Here is a 17,733-nt window from a genome sequence, read left to right as displayed (position 1 = left end):
TTGTGTGTTTATCATTAAGGGTTAGAATTAATCATTCTCTGCCAAGAGTGTATCCAACGCACAAACTCTGACAGGGCTTTTGGTCTACTGATCAAATAGCCCTGCATCAACAAACTAAATTTATACCGTTCTAAATACTGTAATTCTTCTATTCGTTCAATGCCTTCTGCGACAATATCGAGTTGCTCGTTTTGAGCAATGTCTATTAAGCTATCAACCAACACCTGAGAAAATCGATCTGATTCAATATAGGTAATTAAAGAGCGGTCAATTTTTATTTCAGTGAATGGCAATGTCTTTAACTGGTGAATATTGGTAAACCCGGTACCAAAGTCATCTAGGGCGAGGTCAAAACCCCGTAAACGCAGGCGGTTGATGGTCTCTAATTGTAAGCTAGTGACAATCGGCTGGTTTTCGGTGATTTCAACAATGACCTCTTGTGGCTTTAAGCGGTTCAACTCTAAGATTAAGGCTAATTTATCTGGACAGCTTGTGTCATTGAGTTGGATGGGCGAGAGGTTAAATGCCAGCTTGAAAGGATAATTTAATTCATTTCTAATCAATTGAAACTCTGTAGCTGCTTTTTCGAAGAGCTGAAAAGTCAGTAAGTTAACCAAATCAAGGTCTTCTGCCACACCAATGAAGCGCTTGGGCAGCATGACTTGTCCTTGATTTTTGGAGACGATACGTGCCAGCACTTCAATGCTTTTAATCTGCTTGGTACCACGATGTACTTTGGGTTGATAAAATGGGGTGATCTCATGTTGGCTAATGGCTTCGAGTAATTTATCTTCCGTGATGGGCTGCTCGTACTCTTCTTCTGTGCCGACAAAACTATCTAATTTTTTTAAATTTCTTTCGACATCGATGAGTTGAACCGGTTTAGCGATATTGCCGATTAAGTGGGTGCAATGTTGTCTAGCTAAATTAGCCGCAAGATCTATGATGCGATTTTCCATTTCTGAGATGATTATAATGCCACCTGGGTAATGTATCTCACCGAGATGACGAATAAACTCCATACCGTCCATTTCGGGCATATTGAGATCGGTAAAAATGGCATCAAAAGGGTAGGGGGATTGCTTTATTTTTTCGAGCGCTTTTGTTGCACTGTCGACCGCCGTAATGTGTTCGACATCAAGCTCAGAGAGGATAGCTTGCATCACGATTAAAATTGCTTGAGAGTCATCTACAACAAGTATGCGTCGGCTACGGTTGTTCATAATTTCCTGTCCCTAGGGCTGAATTTCACAGTTGCTCGCTAAGATTAGAAAGCTATTATCTTACTTGATTTACAAGTATGACCAAATTATTGCAAACAGATCAGAGAGTGTGTCTGTTCAACACCATAAGCGTAGTACAACTTAGCAATAATTCACTCAATCTCTCTTCAATAGATACTGCGAATTAGTGATAATAGGAAAAATTTCACAGTGTAGTGAGCGTGATGACAAGAATTGAACTTCCTATCGGAAGCATGATGGTATCGGTGATGATACATCAACACAAAGTAATACAAGTGTATAAAGAGCAGCAGTCAGTGCCCATAGAAGAGCATGGAGCACATCAGCTGAGGGTTGATTTAGATGGGCATGAACTACAACTAGATACGTCTGAGTTAAATGCCAATGCGCTGGCTGTGTCGGTTGATAATGCGCCTTGGCAATGGGTAGAGGTGCCACATGCGACAGCGCAGCAACGCGGTAATTGGCTCGGTTTAGCTGCGCTTGGGTTTAAATTATTTAAAAGTGCTAAAGTGATAAAAGCTGCACTGCTCGGTGCGTCAGTCGCGGGCTATGCATGGTTGTTCTCTTGGCAGTTTGCGTTAATGCTGGTGGCCTGTTTGGTGGTGCATGAATATGGCCATGTTAGAGCAATGAGATACTTTGGACTAAAAACTAAAGGCTTCTATTTGATCCCATTTGTCGGTGGTTTAGCCATGAGTGAAGACAAGATGACTACGCGCTGGCAAGATGTGATCATTTCTTTGATGGGGCCTGCTTTTGGCCTTTTTACCTCTGTGCTGGGTGTGGTTTTATATTATGCGACTGGTGCAGAGATCTTTGCCGGGGTCGCAGTGTTAAGTGCGCTACTTAATCTATTTAACTTACTTCCTATTTTGCCACTCGATGGGGGGCATGTATTAAAAAGCATTAGTTTTTCGATGCGTTCTTGGATGGGCTTATTAGCCTGTTTAGGCGGTTTGGCACTGGGATTATGGATAAGTTATGAGTTTGGCTTAATGCTGCTGGCGTTTTTTATTTTTATCGGTAGTGTCGAGATTTTATTGGAATGGCGCAGTAGGCATCAAACTCATTTATTGCCCCTCGATAGGTATGGTCAGATTGTATCCGCGGCACTTTATGTACTGGTCGCTGTTGGTCACATTGCTGTGATGTGGCACTTTGCAGACTCAGATAATGTGATCCTGAGCCTGCCAGTTAAAGTCTTATCTAGCTAAACGAAAGTTAAAATCGCGGCGATAATAACGCCTGTTACAACCAGTTGTAGCAGGCAAAACCCCATAATATCTCGGGCCTTTAATCCCGCGATGGCAAGCACTGGCAATGCCCAAAATGGCTGGATCAGGTTAGTCCACGCATCTCCCCAAGCCACAGCCATGGCAACACGGGCAATATCTGCTTCTAGTGCTTGCGCAGCAGGAATGACGATGGGCGCTTGAACAGCCCATTGGCCGCCGCCAGAAGGGACAAAGATATTAACTAACCCTGCACTTAAAAAGCTCCAAAATGGCAGGCTTTGTGCGTTGCTGATAGAAACGAACCCCGCTGAAATCTGCTCTGCAAGACCTGTTTTTACCATAATGGCCATAATGCCAGCATAAAATGGGAATTGGATCACGATACCTGCACCGCCTTTGATGGCTTCTTGTAGCGCATTAAGGGTGTTTGCAGCCGAGCCATGTAAGAGGATCGCTAAAAATAAAAACAGTGCGATGATGATATTGAGGTTTAGTCCGCCATTCTCCACTAAAAAGTAATAGCCTAAATAGCCGCAACCAATGAGCCCTATGATTCCGCCAAGTAACGGACTATGCTCTAAGCGCTCTGCTGGGGTTAAATTAGTTTTATTTGATGATTGAAGTGCTGAGCGTAACTTTTCCTTATCGATAAATATTTGTTCTTTTTTAGGCGGTAACATGGCGCGGTTTAACAAGGGTAATATGATCAACATGACAGCGAGTAAAATGAGGTTAAAATACGAAAAAATCGTTTGTTCGGTCGTTAAAATACCAATTTGAGACTGGGCAAAATGTCCCTCTGAAGCAACTGTTAAGGGTACTGAGCCGGCAAGACCGCCATGCCAAACGATAAACCCTGAATAGGCGCTGGCGACGAGGACACGATAATCGACCTCAATCTGGCGAGCCAGTGCTTTGGAAAATAGCGCGCCGACGACGAGTCCAAACCCCCAATTGAGCCAGCTTGCGAACATGGATACAACAGTAACAAGCAAGATGGCTTGGCCTGGTGACTTTGCACATTGTGCTAATCTGGAGAGGAGTCTGCCGCATAACGGTGTATTGGCAAGCATAAATCCTGCGATTAATACCAAGAGCATTTGCATGGCGAAGGTGAGTAAATTCCAAAGTCCAGCTCCCCAGATTTCAATAACCTCAATGGATGCAGCTGGGGTGAAAAGTGTTGCCATTAGCATCACAAATAGGGTGAGGATGATGACAAAAACAAAGGGATCTGGCAGATAGCGTTCAACGATATTGCTCAGTGGTCGGGTGATCTTGTTTAGCATGTGAAAAATCCTGTTTTTATTATTCGACCTACAAAGTGCTTTGCTGCATAGTGGGCGTGCTAAGCTAATATGGTCATATTTGATAATATAACTAACGAAATCACTAATAGTTAGTGTTTTAGACTAAATAAAGTCAGCTAATCTTATTTTTAAATATTTAAGTTGTTGATATAGTTGAATTAATAAATGTGGCACGCATTGTGGTTAATATTGTTTATAGTGAATGAAGCATGGAGCTTCTGTAAACTCTGTCACAATGTAATGTTATTGGAATAAACATACAACAAAGAGAGGTATTTATGGCAGGACAAGGTTCTGGCGGTAATGTTATTGCAGCAATATGTAATATATTTTTTCCTGGCTTAGGTCAGTTAGTTCAAGGCCGTATTTTGGCTGCGCTTATTTTTGCGATTATTACGTTTGGTGGCTACGCGCTATGGTTTTTAGTGGTGCCAGCAATTATTGCGGCGGTTGTTCATTTATGGGCGATCATCGACGCTGCTAAGTACTCTTCTAGAGAGTAACTTACACCACTCGATTTTACTTTTCTAAGTCAGCTCAGTTGCGTGGACATTACCATGCATCTGAGTCTAACCTGTTATTTTTAATATCCCTATCACCCCGTCGAATTTTATCAATGAGACAAACTTTAAAGAACAAGCCAATAAAGCCAAAAGCTCATGGTCAAAGGGCTTAATAACGTGGACATGACGACGCTACTGGCAAGTGTCGCTTGCGCACAAGCTTGTTGCCTAGCCACAAGGTAAGCATTGACTCCAAGCGGAGAGGCGGCCATTAAAGTAAGCACAGAGATCTGCATCGTCGGTAAAGTGAGACTAGAAGCAAACCCCCAGACCATAGCAGGTAAAAGCAGCAGCTTCACGAGGCTTAAAATGAGTGCACTTTGCCATGCTTGTTGCAGTGAATATTGCACCAAACTTACCCCCAGAACAAACAGCGCCCCCGCAATAGCTGGTTTGGCCAGCCAATCCAATCCAGAGAGCATTAATTTAGGAATAGAAAGCTCAAGTGCATTTAGCAACAACCCAAGACTAATACTCAATACAATGGGGTTGATGAATAAAGGTTTGAAGGTACCTACGAGGGACTGCTTCACCGTACTAGAAAATAAAAAGCTGAGTGCAAACAACAAAGCGCTGTGGAAGGTGATGATCATAAACACCATAGCACCTGCATCAGTGCCAAGCGCTGCAATTATAACGGGTAAACCAACCAGTACAGTATTTGAGTAGGTGCCGCTTAATCCCCACATGGCCGCTTCATTCAGTGCATTTTTATGTGTCATCCATTTTGCAAATAGCACTAAGAAGTAACAGGTCGCGACAGGGAGATAAAAAGCCAGTAATAGTTTTGCAGATGCCACCTTTGATAGATCAGCTTGGTACATATTAAGAAATAGAAAAACGGGGATCGCCAAGTAAAATATAAAGCGTCTGAGCCCTTCAAGCTGATTAGTGGCTATAAAACCGGTTTTACCGCATACAAACCCCGCAAGGACTAAAAATATTAGGGGGAATAGAATTTCAACAGGGGTCATAGCAAAACGGTGCGAGTGAATTAGAGGTGCATTATACGAGCATGAAGGATTTTTTCATGACTTTATTACGGACTTTTTAGTGTGTCATTCCCTTGCCCATTTGAGGTTATTCCGCGATATAATAAAATACTGTCCAGTGTGAGTATGAGTAGTATGGAATATCAGTTTATTAGAGATCCAATCACAGGTTATCGTGTGCGAATGTCACAGGAGCATGCGTTAGTTGGGCGCTGGCTTAATGAAGAGCTGGCGATTGCCGATGTAAAGTCCTTTGTCGAGCAAATGGAAAGTATCGTCAGTAGTCAGGATGAGATCCGTATAGAAGGACGGGAAGTCCGTTTGATCTTATCTAAAGACGAAGCCCTGTTTGAAGCGCACTCTTTGTATCAAAATGATGTTGATTTATCTCGGTATGAGGATGACTTTTTAGAATTAGACGAAGATGGCCTTGTCGCTGGGTGCGGCTTTGAAGACTTTCAAGCCCTGATGCTAGATTGGCAAGCGTTTACACAGGGCCGAAGATAAGTCTCTTTTAAGCGGTGGCGTTTTGCGGTGGTGCACCGTATAGACGCTCAGCTCTTTGAAATAATACCCAAGAGGTTAAGATATATTTGTCATTGGATAAAGGCATGTTGCCTCTGTGTGTATGGGTAAAGTAACTCGGTGCAATCACCATACTGCCTTGCTTAGGGGCAAGTTTTTTATTTTGATAGAAAAACTCGGTTTCTCCGCCATCTTCCACATCATTAAGGTAAAACATAAATAACAGTACACGGTGTAGTGCTTCATTATGATGGAGCTGTGGGTAAACCTCGCTGTGCCAATATGGGTAGCCGCCTTTGTTAACTGGATATTTTTGTGCCTGAATGGGTCCTAATCTAAACAGCTGCTGTGTCAAGATAGGCAGCTGCGGTTTACCGATTTCTTCGAAGTTATCCATAGTTAGATTGACTGGCTGGCCTGTTTGCGGATGATAGACATTCAAGCCAAATGCTCCAAGCATCATAAAAAAGTGCTCTTCTATATATTCAAATAAATATTTTGAGGTGGCTTGTTCAATTTCGCGCAGTTGACTTTGGTATTCAGGGTGATTATTGAGATACAAATCTTGGCTGACTTTTTTGCTGAGATCGACGCCGCCAGACGTTTGTCCTTGAGCTAAATGTGGACTTTCATCAAAGGTTTGCATAAATTTGTTGCAAAACTCTGCACTGAGTGCATTGTCATAAACGCGAATAAAATCAGTCATCTCAATCCTCAAAGGTTATTAGAATTATTATGCTTACAGAAAAAATCATGCCACGCTTTAGTGAAACCGATGTGCTTGGCCATATAAACAATACCGTACTCCCTGTGTGGTTTGAAGCTGCTAGAGCACCTATTTTCAAAATATTTACACCTGATTTAAATCCACATAACTGGAAACTGATTGTCGCCAAGGTAGAAGTTGTCTTCAAAGGAGAGCTTTTTTATGGCCAAGAAGTAGCAGTAAAAACCATGATTGAAAAGCTAGGAAATAGCTCTTTTGTGATTTTGCAGCAAGCTTGGCAGCACGGTGAATGCTGCGCGGAAGGGCGTACAGTTATGGTGCGTTATGATTTTGCAAGCAAGTCTTCTCAGCTTTTAAGTGATGCTGAGCGCGAGGCACTGTCCGCGTATCTTTTGTAAAGCGGTCGTGTGGCGCTGCGTAAACAGCGCCATCTAAGGGTTACTTGGTGGTAATGTGTGTTTTAAATTGATGCCCCAGCGCTGCAGAAATACAAGGGAGCACATCGTATTGGTAGCTCGATAAGGTATTGGCATCATCCAATTTGGTGATTTGCAATATCTCATAATCATTTAACTCTATGATACGTGTCCCGGGCACATGCTCACAGCGCGAACGCGAGTCTGCTTCATATTCATAAATAAAGTGCGCCAATATACGTTTTAAATGGGTTTCGTATTTAACCGTGTTTTCACTGACGGTTGAGATCCTCACTTTAAACGCTTCAAAGTCAGGATCTTCCTCAACGTTCTCTGTGGGCTCAACTTTTAAGAGGCTAACTTCATTGGTTTGCGGAGTTTCATTATTTGACACTGCAACAGTAACTGGTTGGTTACTAATGATTTCAAACCACCCTCTGAGAAATTGGTTTACACCGCCAGACAAGCCTGTATGTGATAACAGGTTAGCGACTTGTACAAGAATAAATAAGCTAAAAATAAAGCGTAATAGCCCAGTGGTGACAGGGAATTTGTAATCGATAGGTTGCCAAATACGGTGCAGACCAAATGGCCTCAATAATATCAGCGCTAACAAATATAACGGCTGAATAATTTGCAACAGCAACAGCAGTACGATGGTGGTGAGAAAAAACCAGGTTGGCAATGAGAGCAGTACACTGAGGTTGTGACTGTAGGGCAGGGGATCTGAACTGACACCTGTAATGTCATTGATCATGCCAGCGGCTTGCACTAATGCATAGTTAGCGATAAAGGCATAAAAGAGTAAAATAATCGCTTTACCTGGCAAGCTTTCCCAAAATACTAAAAATTTTGGCCAAAACTCGTAGATCATGGCACACAGTACCAGTACTGCTACCAAGTTAAACCAGCCAGTATTGTCTTGGTTAGCAAAGATAATGGCATAGACACTGATAAATAGGGACGAGAAGTAAAGTCTTTGAGGTGTATTTAGTGAGTGCCAAAAGCGCTCGAAAGGGGCACTGATCTTTTTGGCTGTTTGCTTAACTTTGGTCCATGCGGGGTGATTCATTGTTATTTTAATTCCCTACTGTTTAAAACTAAGTCGCAGTGGTGAATGTATTACCACTGCGACTGGTTAGTTATAACATAGGGTTAAGATAACGACCAGTGTGCGATTGCGGGTGTTGCGCGACGTCTTCTGGTGTGCCTGATACTAAAATTTGCCCGCCACCTGAACCACCCTCAGGGCCAAGATCGACAATCCAGTCCGCAGTTTTGATCACATCTAAGTTATGCTCGATCACAACCACGGTATTACCATGATCACGTAAACGGTGCAGGACTACCAATAATTGTTGGATATCATGGAAGTGCAAACCTGTGGTTGGCTCATCAAGAATATATAGGGTTTTACCTGTATCACGCTTCGAAAGCTCTCTTGCTAACTTAACTCGCTGAGCTTCACCACCTGATAGCGTTGTTGCAGCTTGACCAAGTCGGATATAAGACAAGCCAACATCCATCAATGTTTGTAGCTTGCGTTTAATCGCTGGGATCTTATCAAAGAACTCTCGTGCATCTTCCACGGTCATCTCGAGTACTTCATGAATGTTTTTACCTTTATAAAGTACCTCAAGTGTTTCACGATTGTAGCGTTTGCCTGTACATACATCACAAGGGACATACACATCCGGTAAAAAGTGCATTTCAACTTTTAATACGCCGTCACCCTGACAGGCTTCACAGCGTCCGCCTTTCACATTAAAACTAAAGCGACCAACTTTGTAACCGCGAGAGCGTGCCTCTTGAGTACCAGCAAACAACTCTCTGATCGCGGTGAAGATCCCAGTATATGTTGCTGGATTAGAACGAGGTGTGCGGCCAATTGGGCTTTGATCAATGTCGATGACTTTATCAAAATGATCCAAGCCTTGAATGTCTTTATGCGGTGCGGGTTCTGACACGGTTGCACCGTTCAACGCGCGATGTGCAAGTTTGTAAAGGGTATCGTTGATCAGTGTTGATTTACCAGAGCCAGATACACCTGTGACGCAAGTCATCAAACCAAATGGGATCTTTAAATCGACATTTTTTAAGTTATTCCCTGTGGCTCCAAAGAGCTCTAACCATTTATCGTTTGGTTGGTGACGCTCCTGTGGCACAACAATTTGCTTGGTACCCGCCAAGTATTGGCCTGTTAACGAGTCTTTGTTTGCAATGATGTCATCACGAGAGCCTTCAGCAACCACATGGCCGCCATGTACACCAGCGCCTGGACCAATATCGATGATGTGATCGGCTGCGCGAATAGCATCTTCGTCATGTTCAACTACGATAACCGTATTACCCAAATCACGAAGATGTGTAAGTGTACTCAAAAGTCTGTCATTATCTCTTTGGTGTAAGCCAATTGAAGGCTCATCGAGGACGTACATGACGCCTACCAGACCTGCACCAATTTGACTTGCCAGCCTGATCCTTTGCGCCTCACCCCCTGATAGGGTATCGGCACTGCGTTCGAGTGAGAGATAGTTCAGACCAACGTTAATTAAAAATGACAGTCTGTCACGGATCTCTTTGAGTACCTTTTCTGCGATTTGTGCTTTTTGGCCTGATAAAGTGAGATCTTCAAAGAACTGACATGCTTCGCCAATGCTCATGGTGGTCACGACCGGTAGATTGGTATCACCAATAAATACATGTCTCGCTTCTTCTCTCAGTCGCGAGCCATTACAGCTAGGGCAGGCTTGGCTGGTTTGGTATTTAGCAAGCTCTTCACGTACTGAGGTAGATTCAGTTTCATGATAACGGCGATTCATATTATTTAAAACGCCTTCAAACTCATGGTTGCGAGTAATTAGGTCCCCGCGATCATTTCGGTAACTAAATGCGATCTTCGTTTTACCTGAGCCTTCTAATACGACTTTTTGTGCGGATGCAGGGAGCTCACCAAACGGAATGTCTAAATCGAATCCGTAATGTTGCGCAACCGACGTCAGCATCTGAAAATAGTAGAAGCTGCGTTTATCCCAGCCCTTGATCGCGCCACCTGCAAGGCTAAGCTCAGGGTTTTGCACGACGCGATTGGGATCAAAATACTGTCTTACACCTAGGCCATCACAGCTTTGGCACGCACCTGCTGGGTTATTAAATGAAAACAGGCGAGGTTCTAACTCGGTCATGGCATAGCCACAGGTTGGGCAGGCAAAGTTGGCAGAAAAAATTAAATCTTCTGCATCCGGATCATCCATACTGGCGATTTGCGCAATACCATCTGCTAATTCAAGTGCTGTTTCAAAGGACTCGGCTAATCGCTGTTGTAGGCCATCTTTTACTTTAAAGCGGTCAACAACAACTTCAATAGTATGTTTTTTGTGGAGTTCCAAAGTGGGTGGATCAGAGAGATCGCATACCTCTCCATCAATACGTGCTCGGATAAAGCCTTGACTGGCAAGCTGCTCCAAAAGTTTAACGTGCTCACCTTTACGGTTTTTCACCACAGGTGCAAGTAGCATGAGTTTGCTGCCCTCAGGTTGAGCAAGTGCGGTATCTACCATTTGGCTGACTGTTTGCGCTTTAAGTGGCAGATCATGTGTTGGACAGCGCGGCTCACCGACTCGGGCGAATAACAATCTTAGATAGTCGTAGATCTCAGTAATAGTGCCCACTGTTGAGCGTGGGTTGTGCGACGTAGACTTTTGCTCGATGGAGATAGCCGGAGAAAGTCCTTCGATGTGATCAACATCGGGTTTTTCCATCAAGGATAAAAACTGTCTTGCATAAGCGGAAAGAGACTCGACATAGCGTCTTTGGCCTTCGGCGTATAACGTATCGAAAGCAAGAGAAGATTTTCCTGAACCAGACAGTCCAGTAATAACAATTAACTTGTCTCTTGGGATAGTTAAAGAGATGTCTTTGAGGTTGTGCGTACGCGCACCTCTTACTTCTATTTTATCCATAGTGGCCTTATGTGAATCTCATGTGCTTGCAACCATTATTGGTACGTACACCCCGTTTTATGGTGTTTGCTATTTCACAGTTGTGAAATGTATGTTCTTTGATACGTACTTAATTAACCTAGGTGATCACGCTTAGGGTTTGCAAACTAAATTATGGGTAGCTGTATACACATACAGTATACTAAAAGCTGCGGTTATTCCACCCTTGATACGTGCTAAGCCATGTACTGGCTCACTCGCTGAGGTTGATTGCAAGAATAGACGGAATAAGCGCGCATGTTAGCGCATCCGACATACAAAATTAAGCTTTTGCAAAAATAAACAACTAAACTTATTTTTGAATATCACCTACTGAGTGGTGCAAGTGCGTTTTTTGCTTTTGAGTCTTTTTTTTCTTCCACCTTTGTGGGCATGCGAAATGACGGTGCGATTTGAAAATTACGCTGCGCAATCTCGTTTGGATGAAGAAAAGGGCTGGCACGGAATGGATGTTGATTTTGCCAAAGCCTTATTGGATGAGGCGGGATGTAGTTATAAGTTCGTCAGTATTCCATGGGGACGTTCATTGAAAATGCTTGAAGCGGGTAATATTGACTTAGTACTCAGCGTTACCCGCACGCAAGCGCGTACAGAGTTTGCCTATTTTGTGGGTCCTCAGCGCATGGAAACCATAGTGTTCGCAATGAATGCAGAACGCATGTTTGACGTTGACAGCATGGATGATTTGTTTTCTTTACCCGTTCCTGTTGCGATACAACAAGGTGCATTTTACGGGCGCACTTTTACTGAAAGGTATAGTAAACGGTTAGGCGATGAAACCCAGTTTATCTTTGTCCCTGATAATCAAACCAAGCTTAGTTTGCTCAAACACGGGCGTATAGCCGGTTTTTTGGAAGAAAAATTTAATATTATTTTTCAGTCAACAAATCATCCTGACTTTATGACCATAAAAATCGCACCGCTGGTAGTGAACCAATCACCGGTCTATTTTGCATTTAGTAAAAAAAGTGTGTCTGACAAGCAACTAGAACACTTAGTCAGCGCGTATAACAGACTGAATAAAACTGGGCGGTTTAGTGAAATATTAAAAAAATATCAGTTAGACTGAGTTTTTGCTAAACTAGCTCGCGATTTTTTACTGTTTGACTTTACATTACTTTATGTCCAATCAATCTTTGAACCAAATTGAAAAACGCGCCGCTTTTTCACTGGCGGGAGTCTTTGCTTTTCGCATGCTCGGCTTGTTTATGCTGATGCCAGTATTGGCGATCTATAGTGATTCATTCGAAGATGTTTCGCTTCTTTGGATTGGACTGGCTATTGGTGCGTATGGTTTAACACAGGCGCTTTTACAGATCCCAATGGGATGGCTGTCAGATAAGTTTGGCCGCAAACCAATCATTATTGGCGGTCTTGTGGTATTTGCAATTGGCTCTGTCATTGCTGCTACCGCGGAATCTATTTACTGGGTGACAGCGGGTCGAGCGCTACAGGGAATGGGCGCTATTGCCAGCGCTTTGCTTGCGCTTGCATCTGATTTAAGTCGTGATGAACAGCGACCTAAAGTGATGGCGGTGATCGGCATGTGCATCGGGCTGAGTTTTGCTGTAGCCATGTTAGTCGGCCCTATGGTTGCCGCTGCTTTTGGTATTGCAGGGGTCTTCTGGTTGACCGCGATATTGGCTGTGGTCGGCATCTTAATTGTCTTGTTTGTGGTGCCTAATGCGGTGCATAAAGCACCTAAAGGTGACACGGTTGCGTCACTGGTCGATATTAAAAATCTAGTTAAGCACCCGCAATTACTACGTTTAGATCTTGGTGTATTAATGTTGCACCTGACGCTGACTACATTATTTGTTGTGTTACCCGCGAAATTGATTGATGACGGGCTAGATGCACAATCTCATTGGCAAATATATATTCCTGTATTGATACTTGCGTTTGTTTTGATGGCACCTATGATGATGATCGCAATAAAGAAACAAAAAGAAAAGCAGGTGTTTTTAGGCGCTGTTGCCATGCTGAGTGTCAGTACTTTATTACTGATATGGCTGTCTGACTCGTTGTGGGGCATAGCACTGTCAATGACGCTGTACTTTATTGCATTTAACTTCTTAGAAGCGACCATGCCTGCACTTGTTTCTCGTATTTCACCAGCAAATCAAAAAGGCTCTGCCATGGGGGTGTTTTCTTCTGGGCAGTTTTTAGGTGCCTTTTTAGGTGGTGTTCTTGGCGGTTATTTAGCACAGAATTATGAGACGCAAACTGTATTTGCTGCGGCAGCAGGAATTGGGGTAATATGGCTGGCTATTGCATGGCGCATGCAAGTCCCTCCACGTAGTAAAGCGTTGAGCTTTGTAACAGAACTCGATAAACCTCAGCATGCACAAACACTTGCTGATAAACTAGTTACATTACCGGGCGTGCTAGAGGCGACTGTGGTCAGTGAAGAAAATCGCGCTTATTTAAAAGTGGATGAAAGTAAATTTGATTTAAACCAAGCGAAGCAAATTTTATATTCTTAATAACGAGGAACGAGGCGCGATGAGGAGTCGAATTCGAAGCGCAATCGGTATACAATCGTTAGAGAGAGTTAAACTAAGCAATGCTTGTAATTGTGTGAGGAGAGGGTGCCATGGCACGCGGTGTGAATAAAGTAATCTTGGTAGGTAACCTAGGCCAAGATCCTGAAGTTCGATATATGCCTAACGGCAACGGTGTAGCGAACATTAGTATTGCAACCACAGATAGTTGGAAAGACAAAAACACAGGTCAGCTGCAAGAGCGTACTGAGTGGCACCGAGTTGTGTTATTCGGTAAATTAGCTGAAGTGGCTGGTGAATACTTACGTAAGGGCTCACAAGTATATATTGAAGGTCGTTTGCAAACGCGTAAGTGGACCGATCAAAGTGGTCAAGACAAATATACAACTGAGATCGTCGTAGACATGGGCGGTCAAATGCAAATGCTTGGTGGCCGCAATGAGCAAGGTGGTCAATATCAATCTGGCGGTAACCAAGGCGGTTACGGACAGCAGCAAGGTGGTGGTTTTGCGCCTCAGCAAAATAATCAGCAGCAATATGGTCAACAACCTGCAGCACAGCAGGGTGGCTTTGCACCACAGCAACAAGCGCCTCAGCAAAGTGCGCCTCAGCCGCAAAATAATAACTTTGGTGGTGGACAATCTCAAAGTGCACCTGCGCAGAGTGGACAGCCTCAAGGTGGCTTTGCACCTCAGCAGCAAGGTAGTGCTTCTAACCCTATGGAGCCACCAATTGACTTTGACGACGATATTCCATTCTGATCAAAGACAAATATAAAGTTATTTGAAAACTTAAAAGCCGCTAAATAGCGGCTTTTTTAATGTTATTAGAAAGGTAATGATTAAGCGCTTAGTTAATAAAGCAGTGAAAAGCTTCCAACATGAAATTGAAGGGTTTAACTTTCCAAATATAAGTTGGGGTAATCAAAGTAACTGTTTGCTCCATAGGTTACTTCGATGGTGTACAACTTTAAAAGAGGTCGGTGTTAGTTTTAAAAGTCAATCATGCCTTACAATAAAGTGTCTGTAGCCTGTTTAGCGCGCCGAAGTGCATTGTGTCCTTGTTAAAGTTCGCCAACCTCGATGAGTGTTTGCCTCTCTCTGCTGAGATTCACTATACGCTCATCTTCAAGAGCAATTAATGCAAGCATGAGCATTTATTCGAGCTCACTTAAAAAACTTATTTTGTCAGATATTGTATGGTAGCAATTAAATGTAGTTTTCGTATTTTTACTACATTATGATGACTAAGCCATAACCAGAGTTGTGTTAAGCGTATTGAGATAACATAAATAGAGTATGTGAGCATTTGTACATAGGGAAATAGCTTTGAAACTCAGGCCAAAATTGTGGTTCGTTATGACGCTCAGAAGTAGTGAGCTCTTTCATGGTCTTTTTGCTACCTGTTTCATTTATTATCCTAAAAAATAATACATTCAAGATCAGCGGCTTTTGGGAATCTTAATTAGGTTGCCTTGAGTTTTGTAATAGATTGAACAAAACTTTAATCAGATTCCTTGATGGCAGCCAGTATTATGTTTCACTTCGCGCTAACTAAACACATCGCCAAACGTGAGTACGTGTTTTTGTTTGCTTGGAGTATATTGCTCATAGTGAGTAATTTAGTGGTGATACAATCGACCAACACTTGGATTGATGAAGAAGCGAAGGGCTTAGATACGCAGTTGTCTTATTATATTGTTTCTATACCCCCTCAAGAGCTCAGCATGTTGGCTAAACAACATGGCTTTAGTGTTTTCCCTAGTAATGATGTTTTCATTTCATGGTTCTCCTCGGCGTATCATTTTAAAGTTGGCGAACAGTCAATGAACATGTACCCAACTCAAATGATTAGTAGAGGGTTAACGTGGGGTATTTGGATAAACACAGTTATTTTTGGAGTGGGGGCTGGGTTTGGTGTTTTATATGTAAATCAGCGCAAACGCTATGTAGAGCGTCGCCAGATGAACAAGCTAAATACGCCTAAAAAACGAGGTGATAAAGAGGAGGCTGCAGCGCGAATACCTGTTACAACAGAGCAACAAGTGACGATGTTTGCGATGTTTAAGTGGCGCTGTGAGCTGCCGAAGCATATTGAACCACAAAGCCATTTTAGTGTTACTTTGGCGAAGTGTTTCAATAAGTACCAATATTGTTCTGCTAAATATCTATCTTCAGGCACTTTGACCGTCACACTTGGTGCGTTAAGTAAGAATGAAGTTGAGCAAGCGATCAAACGCTTACATGAAGTTGTATATCAAGCATTACTTGCCTTTCGTGGAGATTTATCACGTAGTGCGGTTAAGTGCGGTGCATGTTTTTATGGTGAAGGTGCTGACCAAACACAAGTGTATCAAATTGCTAGATCTTCTTTAAGTATTGCACAAAATCATGTTTGGCAACATATACATATGCTTCCACTAAATTATACGTTAGCATCGAGTTTACTCGATGCGGAAGTGCATATAATGGAAGATATCCGCGCTGGGCGATTTGTACTTTTTTGTCAGCCATTATTTGAGTTCAAATCACAAGATGTTATCCAAAGTGAAGCGTTATTACGTGTTAGGCATAAAACGCTAGGCTTGATCACTGCGGGGCAATTTATTCATAAGATACACCACAATGAGCATTTAGTTGAACTCGATAAGGCCATTGTTAAACAAGCATTAAAAGTTTTATCTAAAGAGCCGAGAGGTTTTTCGGTGAGTGTTAATTTACATGTAGTGAACTGGTCCAATAGTGTATTTTTAAGCTGGCTGATAGGGGCTTTGAAGGATTCAGGCCGAGCAAGTGATGTAACTCTGGAACTGATGATAAATGACTATTATCAACATAAAGAATACTTTGAGCAGTTTTTTTCTTCGCTGGTACTGCTGGGTACTAATGTGGTGTTGGATCACGTTAATAAACCATTAGATGTTATTCAACTGCAAAGGCTGCATAGTGTAAAGGGCATCAAGTTGGCCTTTGAGCTCATTCACGGTATTAATGGATGCGCTAAGCGGCGTGCAGTAGTTAAGCAGATAGTAGGTCAAGCCAGAAAATTGCAAGTGCCGGTTTATGCGGTGGGTGTAGAAACGCAAGATGAGTTTAACTGTATCAAGCGCCTTGGTGTTGATGGTGCGCAAGGGTATTTTTTCAGTGCGCCCTTGTTAGAACTGGAAAACAGCTTAAATTAACTCACGATAGCGAAGACCGTCTAAGCCTTGTAGACCTCCTGTATGTATGGCGATAATTCGGCTGTGTTTTGGGAAGTGATCTTGTTCAATCAATTGCCAAAGTCCATACATCATTTTGCCTGTGTAGATAGGCTCTAGAGGCAAATTATAATCACGCCGCATTGTTTGACAGAATTGCCAAAGTGCGTGTGAAAATTTACCATAACCCCCACCATGAAATTGCGTCAGTATTTGCCAATTTTTTTGAGCCATTGCCTTTGGGTTTAGATTCACGACTTCTTCATTTAAATACTCAGCCCCTTTTAGTACTGCAAACCCCATAAGCTTTACGGAGAGGTTAAGTCCATCAAGTATACCGGCTAGCGTTCCACCGCTACCAACAGCACAGCAAACATAGTCACTTTTAGGTAAAGAGCGTGCTAATTCTTCGCAGCCTTGCAAAGCAAATTGGTTACTACCACCTTCAGGTATGATAAAAGCATTGGGAAATCGCTTTTTGAGCAGAGCAAGGTAATCAGGATCATGACGTTGTCGATATTCTATTCGAGTGACGGGATGTAGGTTGACGTTACATGCTTTGGCAAAGCGGATAGTTGGATTTGCTGCATCAAGGTGTGGGCCTCTCACAATAATATCCGCAGGGATATTGAACAGCTTACTGGCCATGGCTGTTGCATATAAGTGATTTGAGAAAGGTCCACCAAAGGTGACAAGAGAGCGGCATTGCTGGCGTTTAAGTTCTTCAAGATTATATTTAAGCTTTCGCCACTTGTTTCCTTGCACGGTGGGATGAAGAAGATCATCTCTTTTTACCAGCAATTTTATTTTTTTGGCTTCTAATAAAGGATGCCTAATTGACTGTAGAGGTGATTCTAAGTGGCCTGAAGTCTTCATTTGATTTTTGATTTATCTGTAAATAAACGCTTTGAGGTTATTATTTCATGAAAATGTGCTCAGAACACTGGTAAGTACGTGACTAATAGTTGTAAACTCAGATATTAATTGTGCAAGGCTTGTGTTTTACTTCGTAAG

At 42.7% G+C, this 17,733-nt stretch carries 15 protein-coding genes; 8 read left to right on the top strand and 7 right to left on the bottom strand.

Annotation, left to right across the window (positions count from 1 at the left end):
* Window positions 1-14: 14 nt before the first annotated feature.
* On the bottom strand, window positions 15-1,223 hold the full coding sequence (locus tag QNM16_RS21030; protein WP_284022237.1) for an EAL domain-containing response regulator: 1,209 nt from the start codon (window positions 1,221-1,223) through the stop codon (window positions 15-17).
* Between the two features lie 224 nt (window positions 1,224-1,447).
* Here QNM16_RS21030 and QNM16_RS21025 point away from each other — a divergent pair, with 224 nt between their 5' ends.
* Entirely contained in the window at window positions 1,448-2,461 is a 1,014-nt protein-coding gene (locus QNM16_RS21025) for a site-2 protease family protein (protein ID WP_284022236.1), read from the top strand.
* Here the strand turns inward: QNM16_RS21025 and QNM16_RS21020 are convergent.
* Complete coding sequence (locus tag QNM16_RS21020) at window positions 2,458-3,771, bottom strand: short-chain fatty acid transporter (RefSeq protein WP_284022235.1); 1,314 nt, start codon at window positions 3,769-3,771, stop codon at window positions 2,458-2,460. The two genes, QNM16_RS21025 and QNM16_RS21020, sit on opposite strands and share 4 nt — an antisense overlap.
* Before the next feature lie 299 nt (window positions 3,772-4,070).
* On the opposite strand from QNM16_RS21020, the gene QNM16_RS21015 reads away from it, so the two are divergent.
* On the top strand, window positions 4,071-4,295 hold the full coding sequence (locus QNM16_RS21015; protein ID WP_063361351.1) for a hypothetical protein: 225 nt from the start codon (window positions 4,071-4,073) through the stop codon (window positions 4,293-4,295).
* Window positions 4,296-4,420: 125 nt separating this feature from the next.
* Here QNM16_RS21015 and QNM16_RS21010 read toward each other — a convergent pair whose 3' ends face one another.
* A complete protein-coding gene (locus QNM16_RS21010; RefSeq protein ID WP_284022234.1) occupies window positions 4,421-5,329 on the bottom strand; it encodes an AEC family transporter in 909 nt (302 codons plus the stop codon).
* Between the two features lie 153 nt (window positions 5,330-5,482).
* On the opposite strand from QNM16_RS21010, the gene QNM16_RS21005 reads away from it, so the two are divergent.
* Complete coding sequence (locus tag QNM16_RS21005; RefSeq protein ID WP_284022233.1) at window positions 5,483-5,854, top strand: YacL family protein; 372 nt, start codon at window positions 5,483-5,485, stop codon at window positions 5,852-5,854.
* Window positions 5,855-5,861: 7 nt separating this feature from the next.
* Here QNM16_RS21005 and QNM16_RS21000 read toward each other — a convergent pair whose 3' ends face one another.
* A complete protein-coding gene (locus tag QNM16_RS21000) occupies window positions 5,862-6,578 on the bottom strand; it encodes a 2OG-Fe(II) oxygenase (protein ID WP_237138057.1) in 717 nt (238 codons plus the stop codon).
* 29 nt (window positions 6,579-6,607) lie between these two features.
* On the opposite strand from QNM16_RS21000, the gene QNM16_RS20995 reads away from it, so the two are divergent.
* Window positions 6,608-6,997 carry an acyl-CoA thioesterase gene (locus tag QNM16_RS20995; RefSeq protein ID WP_284022232.1) on the top strand — a complete coding sequence of 130 codons (390 nt, stop codon included), beginning with the start codon at window positions 6,608-6,610 and terminating at the stop codon, window positions 6,995-6,997.
* A 40-nt stretch (window positions 6,998-7,037) separates the two neighbouring features.
* Here QNM16_RS20995 and QNM16_RS20990 read toward each other — a convergent pair whose 3' ends face one another.
* Both QNM16_RS20990 and uvrA read right to left on the bottom strand, forming a co-directional pair.
* The gene (locus tag QNM16_RS20990; protein WP_284022231.1) at window positions 7,038-8,087 is read right to left on the bottom strand and encodes a hypothetical protein; all 1,050 of its coding nucleotides are present in this window, start codon (window positions 8,085-8,087) and stop codon (window positions 7,038-7,040) included.
* A gap of 70 nt (window positions 8,088-8,157) precedes the next feature.
* The gene (gene uvrA, locus QNM16_RS20985; RefSeq protein WP_284022230.1) at window positions 8,158-10,977 is read right to left on the bottom strand and encodes an excinuclease ABC subunit UvrA; all 2,820 of its coding nucleotides are present in this window, start codon (window positions 10,975-10,977) and stop codon (window positions 8,158-8,160) included.
* A 418-nt stretch (window positions 10,978-11,395) separates the two neighbouring features.
* Here uvrA and QNM16_RS20980 point away from each other — a divergent pair, with 418 nt between their 5' ends.
* The 4 genes from QNM16_RS20980 to QNM16_RS20965 all read left to right on the top strand — a co-directional run bounded on the left by QNM16_RS20980 (window position 11,396) and on the right by QNM16_RS20965 (window position 16,701).
* A complete protein-coding gene (locus QNM16_RS20980; RefSeq protein WP_284022229.1) occupies window positions 11,396-12,085 on the top strand; it encodes a substrate-binding periplasmic protein in 690 nt (229 codons plus the stop codon).
* 52 nt (window positions 12,086-12,137) lie between these two features.
* Window positions 12,138-13,502 (top strand): MFS transporter, encoded by a 1,365-nt coding sequence (locus QNM16_RS20975; protein WP_284022228.1) that lies wholly within the window; start codon window positions 12,138-12,140, stop codon window positions 13,500-13,502.
* Between the two features lie 110 nt (window positions 13,503-13,612).
* Complete coding sequence (ssb, locus tag QNM16_RS20970) at window positions 13,613-14,281, top strand: single-stranded DNA-binding protein (protein ID WP_063361360.1); 669 nt, start codon at window positions 13,613-13,615, stop codon at window positions 14,279-14,281.
* A gap of 773 nt (window positions 14,282-15,054) precedes the next feature.
* Window positions 15,055-16,701, top strand: a complete 1,647-nt coding sequence (locus QNM16_RS20965; protein ID WP_284022227.1) for an EAL domain-containing protein — start codon at window positions 15,055-15,057, stop codon at window positions 16,699-16,701.
* Here the strand turns inward: QNM16_RS20965 and QNM16_RS20960 are convergent.
* Window positions 16,693-17,595, bottom strand: coding sequence for a 1-aminocyclopropane-1-carboxylate deaminase/D-cysteine desulfhydrase (locus tag QNM16_RS20960; RefSeq protein WP_284022226.1), 903 nt, complete (start codon window positions 17,593-17,595; stop codon window positions 16,693-16,695). The genes QNM16_RS20965 and QNM16_RS20960 overlap by 9 nt on opposite strands.
* Between the last annotated feature and the right edge of the window lie 138 nt (window positions 17,596-17,733).

Origin of the sequence: Pseudoalteromonas umbrosa (genome assembly GCF_030125375.1) — a bacterium.
Classification (GTDB): Bacteria; Pseudomonadota; Gammaproteobacteria; order Enterobacterales; family Alteromonadaceae; genus Pseudoalteromonas; species Pseudoalteromonas umbrosa.
The sequence above is the reverse complement of the archived record's forward strand: the minus strand, read 5'-3'. Positions and strand labels throughout refer to the sequence as shown.

Coding starts and splice junctions, on each gene's coding strand:
- QNM16_RS20975 (WP_284022228.1), top strand. CDS start 12,138: ATGTCCAATCAATCTTTGAACCAAATTGAAAAACGCGCCGCTTTTTCA.
- QNM16_RS21015 (WP_063361351.1), top strand. CDS start 4,071: ATGGCAGGACAAGGTTCTGGCGGTAATGTTATTGCAGCAATATGTAAT.
- QNM16_RS20980 (WP_284022229.1), top strand. CDS start 11,396: ATGACGGTGCGATTTGAAAATTACGCTGCGCAATCTCGTTTGGATGAA.
- QNM16_RS21010 (WP_284022234.1), bottom strand. CDS start 5,329: ATGACCCCTGTTGAAATTCTATTCCCCCTAATATTTTTAGTCCTTGCG.
- QNM16_RS21005 (WP_284022233.1), top strand. CDS start 5,483: ATGGAATATCAGTTTATTAGAGATCCAATCACAGGTTATCGTGTGCGA.
- QNM16_RS21000 (WP_237138057.1), bottom strand. CDS start 6,578: ATGACTGATTTTATTCGCGTTTATGACAATGCACTCAGTGCAGAGTTT.
- uvrA (WP_284022230.1), bottom strand. CDS start 10,977: ATGGATAAAATAGAAGTAAGAGGTGCGCGTACGCACAACCTCAAAGAC.
- QNM16_RS21020 (WP_284022235.1), bottom strand. CDS start 3,771: ATGCTAAACAAGATCACCCGACCACTGAGCAATATCGTTGAACGCTAT.
- QNM16_RS20960 (WP_284022226.1), bottom strand. CDS start 17,595: ATGAAGACTTCAGGCCACTTAGAATCACCTCTACAGTCAATTAGGCAT.
- QNM16_RS20965 (WP_284022227.1), top strand. CDS start 15,055: ATGTTTCACTTCGCGCTAACTAAACACATCGCCAAACGTGAGTACGTG.
- ssb (WP_063361360.1), top strand. CDS start 13,613: ATGGCACGCGGTGTGAATAAAGTAATCTTGGTAGGTAACCTAGGCCAA.
- QNM16_RS20990 (WP_284022231.1), bottom strand. CDS start 8,087: ATGAATCACCCCGCATGGACCAAAGTTAAGCAAACAGCCAAAAAGATC.
- QNM16_RS21025 (WP_284022236.1), top strand. CDS start 1,448: ATGACAAGAATTGAACTTCCTATCGGAAGCATGATGGTATCGGTGATG.
- QNM16_RS20995 (WP_284022232.1), top strand. CDS start 6,608: ATGCTTACAGAAAAAATCATGCCACGCTTTAGTGAAACCGATGTGCTT.
- QNM16_RS21030 (WP_284022237.1), bottom strand. CDS start 1,223: ATGAACAACCGTAGCCGACGCATACTTGTTGTAGATGACTCTCAAGCA.